We start from the raw sequence: 19,984 nt of genomic DNA, 5'->3' as shown, positions 1-19,984 counted from the left end.
GTATCCCCCATTCCCTCGTCTACCGATTTTAATATCCGTATTTCTTCAAGTACACATATATATGATTTGATTTTATACGAAAAACCATGAATTATTAAAAATTTAGTTTCAGATAGAAGACGTAGACCATAGGAGTTGGTGTTTCTTAATCCAGAATACATTACTGGGTCTTTTTTTATTAATACAAGATATAAATCGTCAGTTTTAACTATATAGTTGAGAAGGAATGCTTATAAAAAGAAGGAGGATCATAATGAAATATCAAACAATGTTTCCCTCATTAAAAAATCGCTTTTTATCTTTATACTTTCTTTCAGTATGTTAATTTTCACACTCCCTGCCTCTACCTTTGCACAATCCAATAACAATGCAAATCCTGTTACAAATTACTATGTATCTCCAACCGGAAACGACCTCAATCCCGGTACATTAGATCAACCTTTTGCTACCATTCAAAAAGCTGCTAATGTTGCTAAAGAAGGTAGTACAATCTACATAAGAGGCGGAGTTTATAACCAAAAAGTTCGTGTCACTCATTCTGGTGCCTCAGGAGCACCCATTACTTTTCAAAATTACCAGGATGAGAAAGTCATTCTCGATGGTTCTAAGGTCAAGTTAGAAGATGATGGATTATTTACAATAGAAAACAAGAATTATATTCAAGTAAAAGGATTAGAATTTCGTAATTTAAAATCAACAAAAGTTAACGAAACCCCTATTGGTATTTATATCACCGGAACAGGAAGTTACATTGATATTAGAAATAATTATATCCACCACATCGAAGCGAATGTAAAGAATGGAAATGCACATGGTATTGCTGTCTATGGTACTTCATCTAGTGCACAAAATAATTTAAATCATATTGTGATTGATAATAACGAAGTAGCAAATTTGAAATTAGGATTGAGTGAGGCTATTGCTGTGAATGGGAATGTAGATTCCTTTGAAGTTACCAATAACAAGGTACATGATAACAACAACATTGGAATTGTTCTGATTGGACATGAAGGAGTATCTCCAGTAGCTGCTTTAGATCAAGCACGGAATGGAATTGTTCGTAATAACATTGTCCATCACAATTCATCCATCAATAATACTAGTTATAATGAATATTCAGCCGATGGCATTTACGTGGATGGCGGGAAAGAAATTATCATTGAGCAAAATCAGAGCTATGATAACGACCTTGGTATTGAAGTAGCAAGCGAACATGCAGGAAAAAGCGCAAGCCAAATTACCGTTAGGGACAATACAATATCAAATAATATCATGAGTGGCATTGCAATTGGTGGGTATGACAGTCAGCAAGGATATGCCGAGAATAACACGATTACAAATAATATTATTTATAAAAATGACACAAAAGATCAAGAAAGTGGCCAAATCGAATTAAATTATGATATCCGAAACAATGTAATTACCAATAACCAAATCTATGCAAGTAATAGCCGTATTTTTATTTGCAATAATTTTAATAAAAACACTGGGAACAAACTTGATTACAATCATTACTATGGAGAATTCGATCAAAGTAATGGCTTATGGCAATGGAAAAGAAAAACATATAAAGGATTTTCATCTTATCAAGCAGGGATGAATCAAGAAGGAAATGAACAACATAGTGAATTTAGCAAATTATCCCCTTCGTTCAAACTAATTTTAAAATAAAACAAATTTAATAAAACAACATTAGCTTAGCTCACTTCATCTCCCCTCTCCTATAATATCAAGGATGATTTAAAAGTTGCAGTTTCAATGGTAAATAAAAAGACTCCTCTTTGAAAAAAGTTTAATCAAAATGGAGTCTTTTTATAGAAATCTATATTTAGTTTTTATAAAAAAGATTGTTCAAAATTCATGAGCATATCTATCATATTCATTTACTCATACATGAACTATTCTTCAAACCAAAACAAAACTTCAAGAGGAGCTTTTAAAACCTTCGCAATATCATAAGTAAGTTTGAAGGAAGGGTTATATTTTCCATTTTCGAGATTACCAATTGTTTCTCTTCTAACACCGACTTCCTTGGCTAAATCTTCTTGAGACATATTTAGTTTTACTCTATATTCTTTCATTCGAGTCTTAATTGGCATCTTGCATCCCTTTCTTTTCTCTACGCTCAAATATTTCTAAATTGATTATGAATGTTCCTAAAGGTATGGACACTGAAATTATAACGAAGAACCGAATTATATGTAAACTTTCAAAAATAAAAACACTTAATAGCAATAGACTACCTAGTACTATTGCTACGAAAAAAGCCCTCGTAGCGGCGATACGAACATGTAGTATAAAAAGCTCATCTGGTACTACTTTTGCATATGCAAAGAAGAAAAAGAAACCGAAAAAATAATATGCCCATGAAATATTACCTAAAAATGTAAAGGGACCTAAAAAACCCAGAAAACCGAGAAATCCTAAATAAGACAACTTATTTTTCATAAAAACCCCCATGTGATATATTTCGCTCTATATGTTATGAATATATCACATTAACTTGGAAATAAAAAGGACTGAAAACAGTACAATTTTCCAGAAAAAACACAAATTAACTCTTTTTTATTCCAAACTTGCTATATTATTACGTATAATAAAGATATACATATATAACATTATATTTTGAGGAGGCCTTTATCTTGAACTACGGCTGGGCTGGAACTATTGAACAATTTAAGCAATTAGATGTACATTTTTTTGTTACACAATTGCTTAATCATGTTTATAAAACCAATGTAAATGATCCAAAAATAGATTCTCAAAAGAGAGCATGGATTGATAGTTATAATAAACTACAAGATTTATTTAATCGATTTTCTAATTTAGATGCATCACTTATTTTTGAATACGAGATTTTACGTGGAGGTGGTCGGCGTCCAGATGTACTTTTATTAATTAATGGTTATTTGATAGTCCTTGAATGTAAAAGTTATAATAACGTTTCGCCTTCTGAATATATCCAAACATCCCTTTATATGCGTGATCTTGAACATTATCACTCAGCTATTCAACAATCTAACATCCAAGTTATAGGTGTTTTACTGCTCACAAACTATGTAGGTGAACGCTGGATTTTCCAAAAAGATTATCAAGTAACCCTTTCAACAGTTGATGGATTGGAAATTATTATCAAACGATTATTAAGTAAAACAAAAGTACCTACTTTGACACGAGATGAAATAATTAATGGGGTCTATGAACCCTCACCTTCTATGCTAGAAGCTGCTCGTTCCATTTTAAATAATGAACCGCTCCCTGACATTAAAGCTGTATCAAGCAGTAATTTTCCAGAAGTACAGCAAACTGTACGCTCAATCATTGAAGAAGCCCGAAATACAAATACCCACCATCTCATTTTAGTATCTGGCGAACCAGGAGCAGGTAAAACATATTTAGGTTTGACCATTGCACACGAGATGAAAAATGCAGTTTATTTATCTGGTAACGGACCATTAGTAGACGTATTACAAGACACGCTGAAAAATAGAACCTTCGTACAAGGTCTATATGGCTATAAAATGGATTTTCTCGAAAAGAGAATGACTCCAAAAGAACAAATAATCATTTTTGATGAGGCCCAACGAGCATGGGATGCAAAAAAAGTCGACCAATCACTCACTCGAAGAAATCGAGAAGCTCAAAAATTAAGCGAACCGGATATTATAATGAATGTCACAACAAATAATAAGCCTTGGAGTGTAACAATTGGCTTAATTGGTGAAGGACAAGAAATCTATTCTGGTGAAGAAGGTGGTCTCGCACTATGGAATACTGCGATCGCTGGAAAAAACGTGACTGTTCACTCTAAACATCCTAATTCTATATTCACAAATGCAGCACATTATAGAACACATTCTCAGCTACATTTAAACTCATCTTTCCGTGCTCATGCAGCTTTAAAATACTATGAAATTATTAATACCTTATTAGATGCTAATTTTGAACAAACAAAAGAGCTTATTCATAAGCTACCAAAAGAACATTATCAACTTTTTATTACACGTGATTTAGCCAAAGCTAAACATACTTTACATCAGCTTTATCAGGATGATACAAAAACAGTTGGTGTTGTCTGTGCTGGTGGCGCTGATCGTCAAAAAGAAGTCCCTGTTCTACCAAGGGATGAACGATATGAACGCCCTAGTAAGATCGCTCAATACTTTAACTATCCCGAATCCCAGTACTATTGTAGGACGCTTAACTATAGCTCAACTGAATTCCAAACACAGGGACTTGAACTAGATATGACGCTTGTTCATTGGGATGATGATCTATATCTACAGAATGGGACTTGGAAGGGACAGCACTATCAATGGGGTGTTGAAGATCCGTTCCAAATTAAGCTCAATGCGTATAGAGTTATTTTAACAAGAGGTCGGGATGGAACAATTATTTACATACCACCAAAACCGATTCTAGATGAGACTTGGAACTTATTAAAAAACCATTTGCACATTCCTGAATTGATGTTTTAGAACTTTTGAATAAAAGAAGTGTAAAAAACGTTATTCTTTCTAAAAAGATACTAGAAAGAATAACGTTTTTATGAATTTTTCGATTCAACACGAATTACAGCTACATTTAACAATTTCATACATAGCCAACTATTCAATGGGATTATATCTGTTCTTTAAAAAAACTTGCACCAGAACCTTTCTTAGATACTAGTAGGTTCGGAGACTAAAATTGTTTTAATGGAATTAATCTCTTTTCTTTCATTAGTAGTTGGATCAAATCCCATTAAGTTACCAATAGCTGTATCAAAATTTTCAAGTGCTACCTTTTCCGTAATTAAATTCGATAATTCTGGGAGGTCTATAGCACAGGATAGAGCCTTTTCCATCATATGATGCGCTTCTCCAGTTCCAATAATTGTAATACCTTTTGATAGTAAATCAAACGGTTTAACCGTAAACTCATAGGTATCATCAAATCCCATTGGAATAAGTCTTCCGCCTTTTTCAATTAACGGATATGCCCAGTCTAGTTGATTACCTATGGCATCAAAAATCACATCGAACTTTCTTCCTTGATTAATCCGGTAGATTTCTTCTAAAGTAAGTTTTTGCGGATGATATACATATTTAGTTATTTTTCGTGCAGCTTCTGTTCTAAAGGGACCAATTTCTGTGGCAACTGTAATTCTAGAAAGCTTTCTAGCAATCATCTGAACTAATAGTCCAATTGGCCCAGACCCTAAAACTAGAACGGAGTCATCTGGTTTTATATTAGCTTTTTCTATAACGCTAAGAACACATGAAAGAGGTTCAATTAATGTTGCTCTCTCCCATTCCATTGAGTCAGGTAATTTATAAATAAATCTATCTTCTCCAACGTAATACTCTCCAAAAGTCCCATGAGAACCAATTCCTAGCTGCCATTCATCAAACTCTTCGCAATAACATGTTAAACCTTTTCTGCAGTAATAACATTTCCCACAAAACTGAGTAGGATCAATTACAACACGGTCTCCCACAGTTACATTTCTAACCTCTTCTCCTACCTCGACTACGACTCCAACCGATTCATGTCCCATAACCATATTTGGAGCGGCATACATCTTTCCTTTTAATACATTTAAATCGGTCCCGCAAATCCCAGTACCATAAATCTTGATTTTCACATCATTATTTTTTTGTATTTGAGGCTCTTCCACTTCTTTATATTCTAATGCTTTATTTTCAGTCCATACCAATGCCTTCATACTTTTTCACGCTCCGTTTCCAATTAATTTTCTCCAATAAATTTTGGTGTAATTCTTTGGTAGAAGCTGCTATACATGACTGCTGGTTAGTATAACTGAGATCTGTTAAAAGAGTTTCATCTAAAGAATTACCATATGCGTCAGTAATAATCACTCCTGCTTTTTTCGCTAGAAATACACTAGCAGCTATATCATATGGAAAGAGGTGTAAGACTTGACCATTTCCTACCCTTTGAAAATCTGTTAACAAATCTGGATAATCTTTAAGAAGTCTATTCCCGATATCTACATATGCATCCATTTGACCTGTAATAATTCGTGAAATAGAATAAGATGCACTATTAAATATAAATACACCACCATTATTTGCTGACTCATCAATTAGATGTCCATAAGCATCAATCATTAAGTTAGTAGGATGACCGTTAAACTCAAAACTCCAAAACATATTCTTAATATCTTTACCCTGACTTAAGTTTGGTAATTGGCTATTATAGCCTTCAAATTCAATGGAATTTGAAAAAATATCACTATACATGTAGTTACCTGTTTTCAGTTCCATTAAAAACGCATATTCAATATCTTTAATTTTAGAGTTGTCCTTGTATTTTGCTAAAGCAATAGAAATACAAGACATTTCAAGTCCTGCAGCTGCAGGACGTGTACCATCAATTGGATCTACAATTAAAATATATTGTGGATTTTCTCCAAAAATCTTAAGTCCACCATCCTCAGTATAGAATGCAACTGGTTCTTTCTTATCTGCTATATAATCTAGAACCGCATTTTCTGCTGCAGCATCAATATTAAACTGCGCGTCTCCACCTGGGGAATATCCATTTACCAAACGGTTTTTCAAAGTTCCCTTTTGACTTTTCACCTTATCATATACGTATTTTCCTAACTCAATAATATAGGTTCTCATTTGATCTCCTCCAATAGATGAGTTAATTTATAACACAATTCTTCTGCTTCACTTAGAGTAATAGTAAGAGGTGGACGAATTTTAAAAACATTTCCGTAGCCATATCTAGACGTTCTGATAATTATGCCATGATCCATAGCACGTTTTGCAATATGATTTGTAAGCTCAACATCGGGTTCATTATTATCTTTTACTATTTCAACCCCAATCATTAAACCTACACCCCTTACATCTCCAATAAACTTAAATCTTTCTTTCATTTTTTCTAAACGTTCCATTATATAATTTCCAACGACAGTCACGTTGTCCAAAAATCCAGGTCTTTGTAATATATCAATTGTGGTACATGCTGCAGCAGACGCCATTACATTGGATCCATAAGTAAAAGAATGATGATGACCAGGCATTCCTACATACTTCTCTTCGGTAAGAATAGCTGCAACTTGGAATCCAGTTCCACCTAACCCTTTAGCTACTGTCATCATATTAGGTTGTACATCAAAGTAATCAGCAGCAAACATCTTACCTGTTCTACCAAATCCAGTTTGTATCTCATCAAAAATTAATGCAATATCGTGTTCTTCACATAATTTTTTCAACGCTTTGAAATATCCTTTTGGTGGAACAATATTTCCTCCATTTCCTGAGATCGGCTCAACCATAATAGCTGCAACATTCCCTGTACTTGCATATTCAATAAAATCATTAATTCTCTCCACACATAGCATTCCACAAGAATCAGATTTTTGATTATAAAAACAACGCATGCAATAAGGGTCTGGAACTTGCAATCCAAAGGAAAATTGAGGTGGGAATGGTTCTCTTCGAAAAGCATTTCCTGAAAGAGCTGACATCATATATGTTTGTCCCAAATGGCTGCGGAACAAAGAAATAACATCACGTTTCCCAGTATTGTATTGTGCCATTTTAATAGCACCTTCATTTGCTGCTGAACCACTGCTAACTTTTGGGTGTGCTCTTGTGAGATTGCTAGGAGCAATTTCAACAAGTTTCTCTGCTAATTTGTTTACGGGGTCTGTTTGATAGGATGAAGTAACATGAATAAGATTATCCATTTGACTTTTTACTACGTCGATCACTTCTTTATTACTGTACCCTAAATTCAAATTGAATGTAGCTGATGCGCAGTCAAAATATTTATTTCCATTCTGATCGTAAAGGTAGATACCTTCCCCTCTCTCCATAACAACATCGTCTACTTTGTAATACAGACTGTCAGGATTTGTTAAACTTTTAACTTTACCATTCATTTTTACAACACTCCTATTATTTTAGTAATGTTAAAATTTGTTTGTTAGGGGCCCCACCTAACAAATAATGGATTATGACTGTATTTACTTATGCACCACAATTTGAAAATTGTTATTAAATAACAGTCTCATAATATAATGTGAAATATCCATACTACAAGTTAATTTAAAGTAAATTATGTTGAGAAAGTAAAAAATAATGAATTTTTAGAAAAAACAAAATAAAAGGTAGTATAATTAAAAATTATTACCATCTAAAAATTTAATTTTAAAATTTAAATTTTTTCTATATAACAATATTGGTAATATCTAGATATTAAATGTTTAGTATATGCAATTGATTTAAACAATAAATTACTTATAAGGGGGAGAAATAGTTGTTAAAACGTTTACTTTGGATAAGCTTCTTTTCGTACATGTTAATCGCTTTTACCTTAGTCATCATTGGTGCAATGCTACCTGAGATTCTACTTCACTATAACCAAAATTATAGTAATGGTGGTTTACTCATCTTTGGTCAATTTGTTGGGTTTTTATTTGGTGTACTTAGCATGCCTTTTCTAGTTAGAAAACTAGGGCGTAAAAATGTTGTTCTCCTGGGTTTAATTATGATTAGTGTTGAACTTTTTTCATTTTTTCTACCAAATTGGTATTTTCTTTTTCCATTAGTCGGGTTAGCAGGATTCGGGGCTGGATTAGCGGAATCTTGTATTGGCACAATCATCTTAGTTACATTTCAAGAAAAACAAGCCTCAGCAATGGGTAAACTAGAAGTCGCATTTGGATTAGGCGCACTATTTATGCCACTTTTCTCTAGCATACTTATAAGTAAGGGGATTTGGGAATATGCATTTTTGATATTGGGGTTGAGCTCATTTTTAGTTATGGTTGGATGGAAGGTATTGTCTTTTGGTGAAGTAGATGAATTTCTTATAAAGAATACAAATGTCAATACACCTGTTAATAAAACAACTGGTTCTTATACTAAAAAGACGTTTTTAATCATTACATTTTCTGCAATATACTTCTTCTGCTATGGTGGGAGCGAAGTATCTATTGTTCATTTTTTACCTTCACTTTTCATGGAAGAGTGGGAAGTCCCTAATTCTCTTGCGACACTGACGGTAACTGTTTACTGGACGGCAATGGTAATAGGGCGTGCGTTAACAGGCTTTATCTCTGAAAAGCTTACCTATAACAAGTTTTTACTTTCAATTAATATTGGCGGCTTAGTTGTACTTATTTTGCTAGCCATTAGCGGTAATGTTTGGTTAGGTTTCTTTCTATGCTTCTTTCTGGGTTTATTTATGGCAGCAATGTTTGCGATTGCCTTAATTATCACAAACCTATATTTTCCTGGTCAAACAGAAAAGACAACTAGTATATTATTAGCTACAAACGGCCTAGGTGGCTCGTTGATCCCAATCATTATAGGACAAAGTATGGATAAGTACCCTGTCCAAATTACTTTCTGGCTATTTGCCTGTATCATGTTACTCATGCTCATATTGACAATTGGAATTCAAGTTTTAGGAAATACTCATTTATCAGTTATACGAGAACATGAAAACAATCATAAAATTTAGATTCTAGAGTCTTGATGCAAGTATATAAAGAAGGACAAGCATAATCGTAGATTTCCGTTAAACCATATTTTATAACACCTCCGGGTTAAAAATCCCGTGGATTTTCAATAAAGAACGGCTTAGTTTTTCATTTTGAGGATATTTGCCTTTCTTAACTTGATAATGATGTGGTACCTTCAGCATTTCGGAGAAAACACATGCTAAGCAAAAAAATGAGCCGTCCATATGGACAGCTCATTTACATAATTTTAGTTTGTTAACTTTAGTCATTCACTATTAAAATACGTTCTTTGTCTAGTAACTCTAAGAATTCTTCTAGATATTCTAAGTTCAATTTGAATATCTTTTTCTGATTCATTAATAAGCTCCCCAATTTCACTTTGTTTAAAAGTGAGGGATTCTTATGTGAAAAATTCTATCAAATTCTAATTGATCAAGTCATCCTTCCTGTATATTTCTACAAAAAGAATAGTGATTCTTTTGAGCTATATGAATAGAAATTTATTTTAATTTAAATTACGCCTTTTTCCCTTAAGGTTATTTACTATATTAATAAGGAAAATTAGTCCACAGACAAGAAATAAACAAGGATGCACCCATGTTCTAAAATTAACAAGACTTATAATAAGCATTATAATGCAAAGGATACAACCTATAATATCAATGCTAAAAGATAACTTCCCCTTTATTGCTTTCATTTATAACCATTCCCTTCCAGATGCCACCTTTAATTTATAATTCTCAATATAATAATAATATACGTTTCGACTTTTATTTTTTTACATTTAATTACTTTTTTGGTTCTGGTGCAACAAATACCGTTATTGTGTGCACCCGGATAGCAAGATAGCAATTACCGATGAAATTAACAGTACACCTGAACAGATTGAAGAATCCACTACAAAAAAGCTAATGAAGCAAAATAAACAAAATATAGATTTGAATTATATTTCTCAACAACTAAAATTACTTAATGTGGCAAAATAATACTCGGGTTGGCACCCAATACCATATTACGATGGTTCCAGTCCCAGTAAGGCACCTTTGGGTGTTTTTTCTTTTGTTTGAAACACATTCTGGCAAAATTCTTGTATCTTTGTTGATTTACGCCTCACATAAACCAACAAACTTCGTATATATAATTTGTTACCCTAAATGGGTTGACAATACGAACCGTTATAGGAGGATTTTGTGAATGGTAAAAACAGCATGTGTAAGTATGATTACTGGCATTATTTTAATATGTTCAACAGGATGTGCCACTCAAACTGATTCTATTACAGCTAAAACTCAATCAATAGATGATGGCACATATACAACAAAAGAGATCACAGACGCATTTCCTGTAGGAACACCCATAACTACTTACATTCAAAAAGAAGAAAAACTTAACGTAAAACATCTCACCAATATTTCACTTACAGATGGTGGCGTCGGTAGAGTTCTGGAAGCAACAGATGGTTTTGTTGTTGTATGTGGGAATGAAAAAGGAGTTTTTGATGTGTTAACATTTAAAACTCTGGAAGATGTAAAGAAATATGAACAGAGTTTAAAGCGATAATTAATATCCTTCTTATGCCTTTTACACAGACATTGTCCTCTTGCTCTTGCTATGGCTTTTTCTATGTACAGTATGAATTGCATGTACACAAACGTAATAATAGTCACCTAATTACATATGAAGAGGTGCAAAAAATGAATAAAACAGGATTAACAAAAGTAGTAGTAGAAAAAGCTGAACTTATACAAAAAGATGCTACTGCAGCAACACAAGCGTTATTAGATACAATAACAAATGCGTTAGCAAATGGATAGAAAGTACAGATTTTTGGCTTTGGTACATTTGAAGTACGTGAAAGATCTGTCCCACAAACAGGGAAAGAAATGCAAATTGCGGCTTCAAAGCCACCTGCTTTTAAAGCAGGAAAAGAATTAAAAGAGGCAGTGAAACAATTACACATAGTCAAAAGGCTTTCCACGCCCCAGCTTTGCCTCCTACCCTTCGCATATCCTGTTTTGGCTAGCTAATCTGGTTTGTTAAGGAGGAAAAGAGAATGAGGGCAAAAAAAGAATCCTCTACAGACCAGGATTCTTTTTTTGAAGTATCGCCTATTGTGATGTACTTTTTAAGAATGTGTAGTAGAAGTTTATAACAAATCCGATTATAAAGAGGAATAATACGAGGAGATAAACTCCTTTTTTGTTATCTTTTGCTATTATTTTATCTAGTTCAATATAAGTACCAAAACTTATTACCGACAACAAAATAGCCTGAAAAATATTAAACATCCTTTATTAACGATATTATTAATGTCAAATAAAAAAAGAAGAGAGAAAACATTCTCTCTTCACCAATAATATTTTACAGAGTAAGTAGGGTAAAAAACTATATAGAGATGAACCACTAAAATACTTTACCTAGTGAATTATATCATAAATCACTCTAAAAAAATACATATCACATACATTTTTGTTTTATTTATGACAAAATTGTTAAATATTTGAATGAAGAAAGGCTTTATATCTAAATGAATAGAAAGGTGTTGGTGTGATAATAAAATTTAAGGAGGCTTTCTATTATGTTTTCAAAAAAACAAAAATTATTAACAGTAGTTACAACATTAACATTAGGGTGCGGATTTACTTTTGGCTTAACACCTGCTTCTGCGGATACTGCCAATAATACTTCTCCAATTAAGGAGGAACAGGTACGAATACAAATACCTTTCACGGGCTATGTTATTTCAGCAGACGATAATTACTTAATTGTTGCTGATACTTTTACGAAAGAAGAAGCACTTTATTATCAGAATAATTGGTGGGAGCTAGTTTCCCAAAATAAAATTTTAAGAGTACCTGTATCCAATGGTGAAAACTACAAATTAGGTGAAAAATTAAACGTATACGCTGCTGCTTGGACTTACTCTTTACCACCAATCGCTATAATGCCAACAATTGAAAAAGTAGTTGATTAAATACTGCTTATCTAATAAAAGAAACATTGCCCTAATTAGAGCAATGTTTCTTTTATTCATTTGGCATTAGAAATTGAAATGGAAGAGAATAGGTTTGGAATGCTATTCTCAAAAGAATCTGCTTAAGTCATACGTAAAAACATAAGGTAAATTAAATTGTATACACGCTGATCACGGTGATTTTTCGATGCCCCCATCATAATGAATCTCTCCTTTTCCTCTTTTTATCAATATTAGTAGGTAAAGAGGGGCAGACACAAAAACAGGTTGTGGAGAAAGTCTTCTTCACAACCTGAGAGTAAGTTATATATTCAAATATGACTTGTTCTTTTAACTATTTAGTCTTTTATAATCTGCTATAGTCGATATAACTAGAATCATAATAAATCCACTGACCTGTTCCAATTCTTAGCCAACCATTCTTTTCTTCATATACTGTAACTTTTTCGCCTTTACTTGTCTTTCTAACAATAGAATAGTTTGTACCTGATCCGCTTCGAACATTTACCCCAATACCATTAATTTGAGCCGTTCCAATTACCTTTTCTACACTACCATTTTCAATTACTTGTAGCATATTTAGAATGAATGTTGCTGTTTCACCACGAGTTGTTGTTCCTTTAGGGTCGTATTGATTGTCACCCTTACCTCTTACAATACCTAGGCCATACAGTCTTTGTACGTCTTCTTTATATATAATTTGGTCTTTATCTGAGAATGGTAGGTTTACAACTGGTCCCCATATACCTTTATACTGTAAAGCCTTGTTTACAATAATTGCTGATTCTTCTCTTGTAATAGGTGTGTTTGGGTCAAAATAACCATCTCCTCTACCTTGAATGATACCTGCACTTGCAGTACGTTTAATACCATCCCGTAAAGTTGAATTTGCATCGTTTAGGTCTTTAAATGAAGCATCTCCAGCTGGCAGGTTTAGAGAGTTAGAGATTAATTGAGCAAATTCGGCTCTTGTTATCGCTCTATTGGGTGCGAAAATCCCGTTTCCTTCCCCTATCATAATCCCCCTTCTATTTAACTCTCGAATAGCTTCTTCATACCAACCTCCTGTAATGTCATCTTTTGGTTGATAAAGATCATTATAATACCCCTCAACGCTATTTACGAATACATCCCATTGCCCATTATTAATCATGTTAGCAGGGCAGATTTTACCGCTCCATTTTTGGTGTTTTACAATGTTATTTAACGGTACACCAGTTTCTTTCATTAAATAAGCTACAAGTTTCTTAGCGTTATCTACCGCTTTACTGTAGTTTCCGTCACTGTTAACTGCGATTTCGATTGCAATGGATTCTCTATTACCTGGACCATCACCGTCTCCTGCATGCCATCCGTTCTCGTTTAATGGTAGGTGTTGATAAATCTCTTTATCGTCTACTGTAAAATGCCACGATGCAGCTCGGTCTGTGTTGCCTACTGCTTGGTTATAAAGGTATTGGGCGTGGTTTCTAGCACCTGCTCCTACACTTGTATTATCAGTCTCATGAATTGTAATGTACTTTGGACTCATATAGTTTTGAGGACGAATATTATCGTTACCTGCTGGTACAATCCATTCAGTGAATGGAACACCATTTATTGTACTAGAGGTGCTAGATGATATGGGAGACAAACTACGTTTTGTTCTGTTTGAATTGTTAGGAACAGTTAGTGTACCTGTTTCTTCATGAATACCTTCTGAACGTTGAAGACTATCTACTTTCTTATTGTCGACAGTGCCTCCACCACGTCCGTCTACTTCTTTAAAACTAGCTTCAATACTTTTTAAAGCCTGTTCATCTGATGTTGTTTTACTTTGTTCCTGAACGTTTGTAGATTGCTTATTGTTTACTAATTGTTGTTCCTCTGCAAACGATACCAATGGTGAAGATAATACCGTTAATCCTGCCGTGAATGCTACTACTTTTTTATTAAATTTAATATTCATTTCTAATTTGGTATACCTCAATATTTTAATAGATATACCTTCCTCCTTGTACTTCTTTTAGTGTGAATGATAGTTTGAATAATGGTAGCCTGAAACTCAAAATAACGGATTGATTTTACATTTTATATGACAACCCGACATCTATAAGTCCTTCATGAAATGTTAGTACTTTAGAATTATAACACAGCACGGTTGCAATACTTCCAAGACTCTTGCAAGTAATCTCCTAATCTTGGATATACTGATAGTTTGACTCTAAAAAAGGGCGTGATCACATTACTATCAAGCTAAGATTATACAATGTCAAGTATAGTAGTGATTATTTCTTTTTTCTAAAAGCCAGACTTAGAGAATTTAAAGGTTTGCATGCGAAATAAACCCTATCGGGTTTCATTTTTTGAATTAGGCCGCTTAATAGATCATATTCAAGTTAAATTTTCATCCCAGCAGTATAGCTACATCCTCCAGCCCCAGGGTAAATGGTTGAAAATATATCTGAAAGCTGAAATGCAGTGGAATCTAAAATGCGAATACGCTTGAAAATAGAGGTGTATGGAGAAGAAAGTGGTATAGATGAAGTTAATTTTTTATTTAGAAGGTTAGTCAATATATGTTGTAAAAACTGAACGGCTGATTTATTAAACCTTTGATACAGTCCTTCTGTGGATGCTTCTAAACAGCTAGATAGCTGCGCTAAAGAGGTTGTAGCGATATTTTGACTTATCCATATACATAAAGCGACTAAATCTTTTGCTTGGTATTTACTGGTTCGTTTTACGAAACCAACATCTCTAGCAAGATCCCGTAAGATATTTGGAGATAAAAAACTTTGAATCTCTTGAGCAAATAGTTGTAATTCATCAGATACAGAAATAGACATTCAAAAGCGCCATCCTTTCCTATGATTCTACAAAAAGAATAGCATATTTTTTTTCATTTTAGGGAGGGTTTTGTTGAATTATCTTGATAGCGATTGGTGGTACCCCTTATAGGATAATAGAAGTTTGCATTTTTAATTTTTTCACACTCTATTAACAAGGCAGTTATAGCATCCTGGTTTAGCGTTAAGAATGTGAATATATTCTACTTCTTTATTATCAAAAATTTCATCTATATTTTCTCTTAAATTTACACCTTCTGTAACCCTTGCTTCTACAATCATTGAGTCAGCATTGTAGCCGCGTACAGATAGATACCTATGATGTAACATATGCGGAATTTCATTTACATCTAGCTTAGCAGTAGTTGCTCCCTTTCGTATAAATATAGGACCACTTGCTTTATAAGGCGAATTAACACTATGATATTGGTAATTCAGTAAAATTACCTCTTCTCCTACCTCTGCATCCTTCAAACTTATCCTGCAAGGATATCCAGGGTTTTTATTTGCTATTATTTTGACTGCTCCGATACTTTTTAATACTTCTTCATTCATTAGAAATAGGTTATTAAACTCCTTCTCTTGCAACGCAACGATTTGAAAGTTATTTCTCATATTCTATCCTTCCTTAATTAGTTGTTATAAAGTATTTCACTAATGGTGCTACCACTAAAGTTCATAAAACTTGTTCAATAATCTTGCCTGATTGTTGAGGATTGAATTAAAAAGCTTACAATTCTATAACAGAGAAAAAATGGCTTATTATTGTTCAATACAAAGTTGTTTACTTTTAATCAATCAATAATGATTTATCGAAAAATACGATGAGTACAAAACACTCTTGTTAATTCATGCTATCTTTTGTTAAAGAACGTGAATTCAGTCAAGTTCTTGGTTTACGGTATTTCCACTATGGAAAGCACGGAATTGACTCGGTGAAAATCCTGTATTTCTTTTAAATGCATTATAAAAGCTAGATACACTTTGATAGCCTGTTTGATAACCAATCTCTGTACTATTAAAGACCGTTGTCAAGAGAAGTTCCTTTGCTTTCTTAACTCTGATCCTTTCTAAATATATTCGAGGAGTATACCCTGTTCTTTCTTTGAAAATCCGATTTAAATGAAAACGACTAACTCCTACCCTTGATGCAATTTCATTTAAAGACATGTTTTGAACATAATTATTTTTTATCAATCGCATAGTATCTTCCAAAACGCATTCGAACGGGTCGTATATTTTTATATTTAGATCTGATCGGCATCTTTTGCATGGGCGATAGCCTGCCCTTTGAGCTTCGTGCGCATTTGAAAAAAAGGATACATTTTCATAATTAGGAACCTTAGACTTGCAAGAAGGCCGGCAAAAAATTCCAGTTGTCTTGACTGCGTAAAAGAATATCCCGTCATACGCTGAATCACATGATACTGTTGCTTTCCACATGGTATCTCTGGAAAGGTTATTTTGATCCTTCATTAGATTTTAATCCCCCCTTGTAGGCGAAAATCTTATTACTCAAAATCATATAAATCGCATATATAGCCACGACAATTAACGGGACAAATATATATAATTGAAAAAATGGAATCACCAGCAAACATAAAATGAAAGAGATTAACGATGCCCACCATGCCGGTGTGTTCTTCCTAAATAATTTAACGCCTGCTGCCATTGAAAGAACATAAACTAGAATCCCAAGAGAAGTCGGTATAAACAAAATATCATCAAACGTTAGTGACAAAGCTTCTGTCACTAATACACCTGCTACCGAAAAACAGATAACAAACAATACCATCTGTCTTGGAATTTGAGTAGTTGCATGCAACCTTGAGAGAAATTTTGGAAAAGCACCACCTCTGCTTAATGAATATCCTAATTGCGTTAGGCTGGCTACAAAAGCATTCGCTGTCCCTGTACAAATAATTAAAGCTAAAACAGCTGTAACGACTTTGGCACCTCCACCTACTGTATCTCCCATTATAACACCAATAGGAGACAGGTTGCTTTCTTGACTGCCATACGTGGCCGTTCCAATAGTGACAAGGCTTAGCGCTAAAAATAATAATCCAATGACAACTGCACTAATAACTGCTCCTTTGACAATATCTTTTTCTGGCCTTTTAAAGTGCTCAGCCAGATTACAAATCGCCTCCCAACCGAAAAATGACCAAAAGATAACCGTTATAGCGTTCCCGACAGAAAACCATCCATTTGGAACAAAGGGATTAAAATTTCCCCATTGTATTCTTGGAAACGCCACAAATATAGCTGACGCTAAAAGAATTAGTAATATAGAACTTAAAATCAATGCAACTTTACCACTAACATTTACGCCGTAATAATTGGAAACACCTGCAATTACCAAAATAAAGACGGCAATTACAATTGTTTCAAAATGCGAAAACCCAAATGCCTGACTGACGTAAAAAGCACCAGTTAAAGATACAATCGTTTGACCAACTGCTGCTGTTACAAAGTAAAACCACCCAGCGATATTGCCAAGATGATATCCAAATGAATTTCTAACAAAGGTTGCTGCTCCACCGGAATCAGGATATATCCGTGCCAAACTAGCAAAGGAATAAGCAAGCGGAAAACTAATTATAATAACGATAAACCAGGATACAATAGATGCAGGGCCCGCTATTGAGGCCGTTACCCCCGATAAAAAAAGGACACCTGATCCTAGAATAGCTGAAATGTATAACGCAATTCCTTGAAATAATCCAATGGCTTTATTGTTCATGATCTCCCCCCCTTTTATAGTATTTAGTGTACTAGTAAAAAGGGGGGAATTCTTCTTGTTTTTTGCGGTTTAATTCGTTTAATAAAACAATCAAAAGCATTTTTATTGTTCAGTAAACAACTTGTCATGAAACCATAAAACGAACTAAAATTTTTCTTAAGAGTAGAAAATTCGGCTCGCTTTATGTTGGGATTCGCTTAGCGTATATTTTCGTTAAAACGTGGGCTGGATCCCATTGCCATCAACTTAAGAAATTAAATGTTCCCCAAAACGAAAAAAATGAATTAAATCCTCATGGACACCTATGAAAAGATGAAATTTTCGTTTTGGGGGCACTTCAAAATGTTAGCTTGATGGGCATGGGGTCCTGCCAACATAACAAGAATTTCGTATGCCAAGGAATTATTAGGTATATTTTTTTAATATATCCATTTTAAAAATAAATTATACAAATAATATGTTATATCCACATGTACCCTAACTGATATAACGTATAAGGCAGCTATTGGCTAATCAAGTGTACATATTTGCTTATGACGCAATAGATGTTTAACCAAGAAGAAAAGCATTAGAGGAAACAAGAAATTGAATAATAAGATATCTTGCAATATATTTCTCTTTGTAAAAAGATAAGATCCTACTCTCCGATCTTATCTCCTTTATTTGTAAAATTGCAATAGGGCTACCGCCATATGCCCCTTTTCATGATTAGTTGGTTTTACTTTTAATACTCTCAGTTGCTTTTTTAAATAGTTTCATTGCCTGTTCTGCTTTGTTTTCTGCCTGTTCCAATTTATTATCATTTTGTTCTTCTAATGCCTCTGAGAGTAATTGCAGAGCATTCCAGTAATTATCCATTGCCTGTTTTATCTTTTTTTGTTCAACTTCTAACCCTTTAGGTGCCTCAAGGTATTTGATGTCTCTTACGTGTATTTTGGCCATATCCAAACTCAATTGGATTTCACTTTTCTTTGACTCATAATCCTTTATATCCGAATGCCCTATATCTTGTATCAGTCTCATAACTTCATCCATCTTATTTGTATTTTCTACGATGGCTGCTTTGTATTTATCAACTTCTGAACCACTAACTTTGTCATTTAAATCTTCCTCACGATGACCCTCTTTGGCATGTTTCTGGTTCTCTTCCTTTACCTTTTTCTCTACATCAGGGTATTTCTCGTTTATCCCATTAAATACTGTCCCCCATTTAGAAACACCATCATCTATCCCAAACATACCGTTTTGTATGCTTTCTTTTGCTTTATCCTTATCATATTCACCATCATACTTACGGGCATCATACTGTCTAACTGCATCTTCTACTTTTATTAGGTGTTTTCTAATCTCTTCTACCCCTTCTTGTATTAAAAATTGGTAGTCTTCATACTTTTTAGGTGGTTTGATTTTTTCAAAACGGTTTATGTCCAAACTAATGTGACTAATTAAGGAATCTATCTCACCTATGTAGACACCCTCTTCTGTAAATAATTCATCAGTTTTCTTTTCTAGTTTTTTTAAATGATACTGGAATTCTAAGTGTAGTTCAGTCAAACGATAAGGGTAATCTTCTTCAGATACCTTTACCTTCTTTTCACCTTCTGTGTCTGATACATTTGATTTACTTTCTTTACTACTTGATTCGTCTTCCTTACTTCCCTTTTCATACTCAATTCTAGACAATGCGTTTCTTAGTTGGTTTTCAATGTGTTCATCACTATAGTGCAATTTCTTTAGGTCAGATACCATTTTATCTGCATCATAATACTTATCTACTTTTCTATACTCTGACTGTGTAAGTCCATATGTATTTAATGTACAACCTACTAGCATGAAACTAACACTTAATCCTGCTATTGCGATACCCTTAAATGATTTATTAATATTCATTTTAAACTTATCCCCTTTTTCTTTTAGTAATTCTTTTCTTCAACAATAGACAGACC

The 19,984-nt window shown here is 33.7% G+C and carries 14 protein-coding genes and 3 pseudogenes; 6 read left to right on the top strand and 11 right to left on the bottom strand.

Annotated features, from left to right (window positions below):
- Positions 1 to 253: 253 nt before the first annotated feature.
- Positions 254 to 1,671 (top strand): annotated as a pseudogene (locus ACTFRM_RS19935) (right-handed parallel beta-helix repeat-containing protein).
- Between the two features lie 227 nt (positions 1,672 to 1,898).
- On the opposite strand, the gene ACTFRM_RS19930 reads toward ACTFRM_RS19935, so the two are convergent.
- Both ACTFRM_RS19930 and ACTFRM_RS19925 read right to left on the bottom strand, forming a co-directional pair.
- The gene (locus tag ACTFRM_RS19930) at positions 1,899 to 2,099 is read right to left on the bottom strand and encodes a helix-turn-helix transcriptional regulator (RefSeq protein WP_001121908.1); all 201 of its coding nucleotides are present in this window, start codon (positions 2,097 to 2,099) and stop codon (positions 1,899 to 1,901) included.
- Positions 2,089 to 2,448, bottom strand: coding sequence for a DUF3796 domain-containing protein (locus ACTFRM_RS19925; protein ID WP_173600858.1), 360 nt, complete (start codon positions 2,446 to 2,448; stop codon positions 2,089 to 2,091). The genes ACTFRM_RS19930 and ACTFRM_RS19925 overlap by 11 nt, the downstream gene beginning before the upstream one ends.
- Positions 2,449 to 2,642: 194 nt before the next feature.
- On the opposite strand from ACTFRM_RS19925, the gene ACTFRM_RS19920 reads away from it, so the two are divergent.
- Positions 2,643 to 4,478 (top strand): DNA/RNA helicase domain-containing protein, encoded by a 1,836-nt coding sequence (locus tag ACTFRM_RS19920; protein WP_414964754.1) that lies wholly within the window; start codon positions 2,643 to 2,645, stop codon positions 4,476 to 4,478.
- 182 nt (positions 4,479 to 4,660) lie between these two features.
- Here ACTFRM_RS19920 and ACTFRM_RS19915 read toward each other — a convergent pair whose 3' ends face one another.
- From ACTFRM_RS19915 to ACTFRM_RS19905, 3 genes are read right to left on the bottom strand one after another with little or no spacing between them, the layout of a single operon-like run.
- Positions 4,661 to 5,707: a zinc-dependent alcohol dehydrogenase gene (locus ACTFRM_RS19915; protein WP_173600856.1), complete on the bottom strand. Its 1,047-nt coding sequence runs from the start codon at positions 5,705 to 5,707 to the stop codon at positions 4,661 to 4,663.
- Positions 5,685 to 6,632: an inositol monophosphatase family protein gene (locus ACTFRM_RS19910; RefSeq protein ID WP_173600855.1), complete on the bottom strand. Its 948-nt coding sequence runs from the start codon at positions 6,630 to 6,632 to the stop codon at positions 5,685 to 5,687. The genes ACTFRM_RS19915 and ACTFRM_RS19910 overlap by 23 nt, the downstream gene beginning before the upstream one ends.
- Positions 6,629 to 7,903 (bottom strand): aspartate aminotransferase family protein, encoded by a 1,275-nt coding sequence (locus tag ACTFRM_RS19905; protein ID WP_016083062.1) that lies wholly within the window; start codon positions 7,901 to 7,903, stop codon positions 6,629 to 6,631. The genes ACTFRM_RS19910 and ACTFRM_RS19905 overlap by 4 nt, the downstream gene beginning before the upstream one ends.
- Positions 7,904 to 8,280: 377 nt before the next feature.
- On the opposite strand from ACTFRM_RS19905, the gene ACTFRM_RS19900 reads away from it, so the two are divergent.
- The 4 genes and pseudogenes from ACTFRM_RS19900 to ACTFRM_RS19885 all read left to right on the top strand — a co-directional run bounded on the left by ACTFRM_RS19900 (position 8,281) and on the right by ACTFRM_RS19885 (position 12,464).
- The gene (locus ACTFRM_RS19900; RefSeq protein WP_000919810.1) at positions 8,281 to 9,489 is read left to right on the top strand and encodes an MFS transporter; all 1,209 of its coding nucleotides are present in this window, start codon (positions 8,281 to 8,283) and stop codon (positions 9,487 to 9,489) included.
- Between the two features lie 1,195 nt (positions 9,490 to 10,684).
- Positions 10,685 to 11,050 carry a hypothetical protein gene (locus ACTFRM_RS19895; protein ID WP_440043508.1) on the top strand — a complete coding sequence of 122 codons (366 nt, stop codon included), beginning with the start codon at positions 10,685 to 10,687 and terminating at the stop codon, positions 11,048 to 11,050.
- 134 nt (positions 11,051 to 11,184) lie between these two features.
- Positions 11,185 to 11,439: pseudogene (locus ACTFRM_RS19890) on the top strand (HU family DNA-binding protein); the annotation flags it as partial.
- A gap of 629 nt (positions 11,440 to 12,068) precedes the next feature.
- Complete coding sequence (locus tag ACTFRM_RS19885) at positions 12,069 to 12,464, top strand: DUF3221 domain-containing protein (protein ID WP_000491768.1); 396 nt, start codon at positions 12,069 to 12,071, stop codon at positions 12,462 to 12,464.
- Between the two features lie 346 nt (positions 12,465 to 12,810).
- Here the strand turns inward: ACTFRM_RS19885 and ACTFRM_RS19880 are convergent, their stop codons facing one another.
- The 6 genes and pseudogenes from ACTFRM_RS19880 to ACTFRM_RS19855 form a co-directional block, all read right to left on the bottom strand.
- Complete coding sequence (locus tag ACTFRM_RS19880; RefSeq protein ID WP_002183092.1) at positions 12,811 to 14,412, bottom strand: S-layer homology domain-containing protein; 1,602 nt, start codon at positions 14,410 to 14,412, stop codon at positions 12,811 to 12,813.
- A 433-nt stretch (positions 14,413 to 14,845) separates the two neighbouring features.
- Positions 14,846 to 15,292, bottom strand: a pseudogene (locus ACTFRM_RS19875) (IS4 family transposase); the annotation flags it as partial.
- A 141-nt stretch (positions 15,293 to 15,433) separates the two neighbouring features.
- A complete protein-coding gene (locus ACTFRM_RS19870) occupies positions 15,434 to 15,907 on the bottom strand; it encodes a DUF1203 domain-containing protein (protein ID WP_001245414.1) in 474 nt (157 codons plus the stop codon).
- Positions 15,908 to 16,171: 264 nt separating this feature from the next.
- Complete coding sequence (locus tag ACTFRM_RS19865; protein WP_000654819.1) at positions 16,172 to 16,768, bottom strand: bifunctional transcriptional activator/DNA repair enzyme AdaA; 597 nt, start codon at positions 16,766 to 16,768, stop codon at positions 16,172 to 16,174.
- Positions 16,752 to 18,038, bottom strand: coding sequence for an APC family permease (locus ACTFRM_RS19860; RefSeq protein ID WP_173600853.1), 1,287 nt, complete (start codon positions 18,036 to 18,038; stop codon positions 16,752 to 16,754). Before ACTFRM_RS19860 ends, ACTFRM_RS19865 begins: the two co-directional genes overlap by 17 nt.
- Positions 18,039 to 18,746: 708 nt before the next feature.
- Entirely contained in the window at positions 18,747 to 19,928 is a 1,182-nt protein-coding gene (locus ACTFRM_RS19855) for a DUF7018 domain-containing (lipo)protein (RefSeq protein WP_173600852.1), read from the bottom strand.
- Positions 19,929 to 19,984 lie beyond the last annotated feature (56 nt).

Source organism: Bacillus cereus group sp. MYBK227-1, assembly GCF_051916325.1.
GTDB classification, from domain to species: Bacteria; Bacillota; Bacilli; order Bacillales; family Bacillaceae_G; genus Bacillus_A; species Bacillus_A cereus.
The sequence above is the reverse complement of the archived record's forward strand: the minus strand, read 5'-3'. Positions and strand labels throughout refer to the sequence as shown.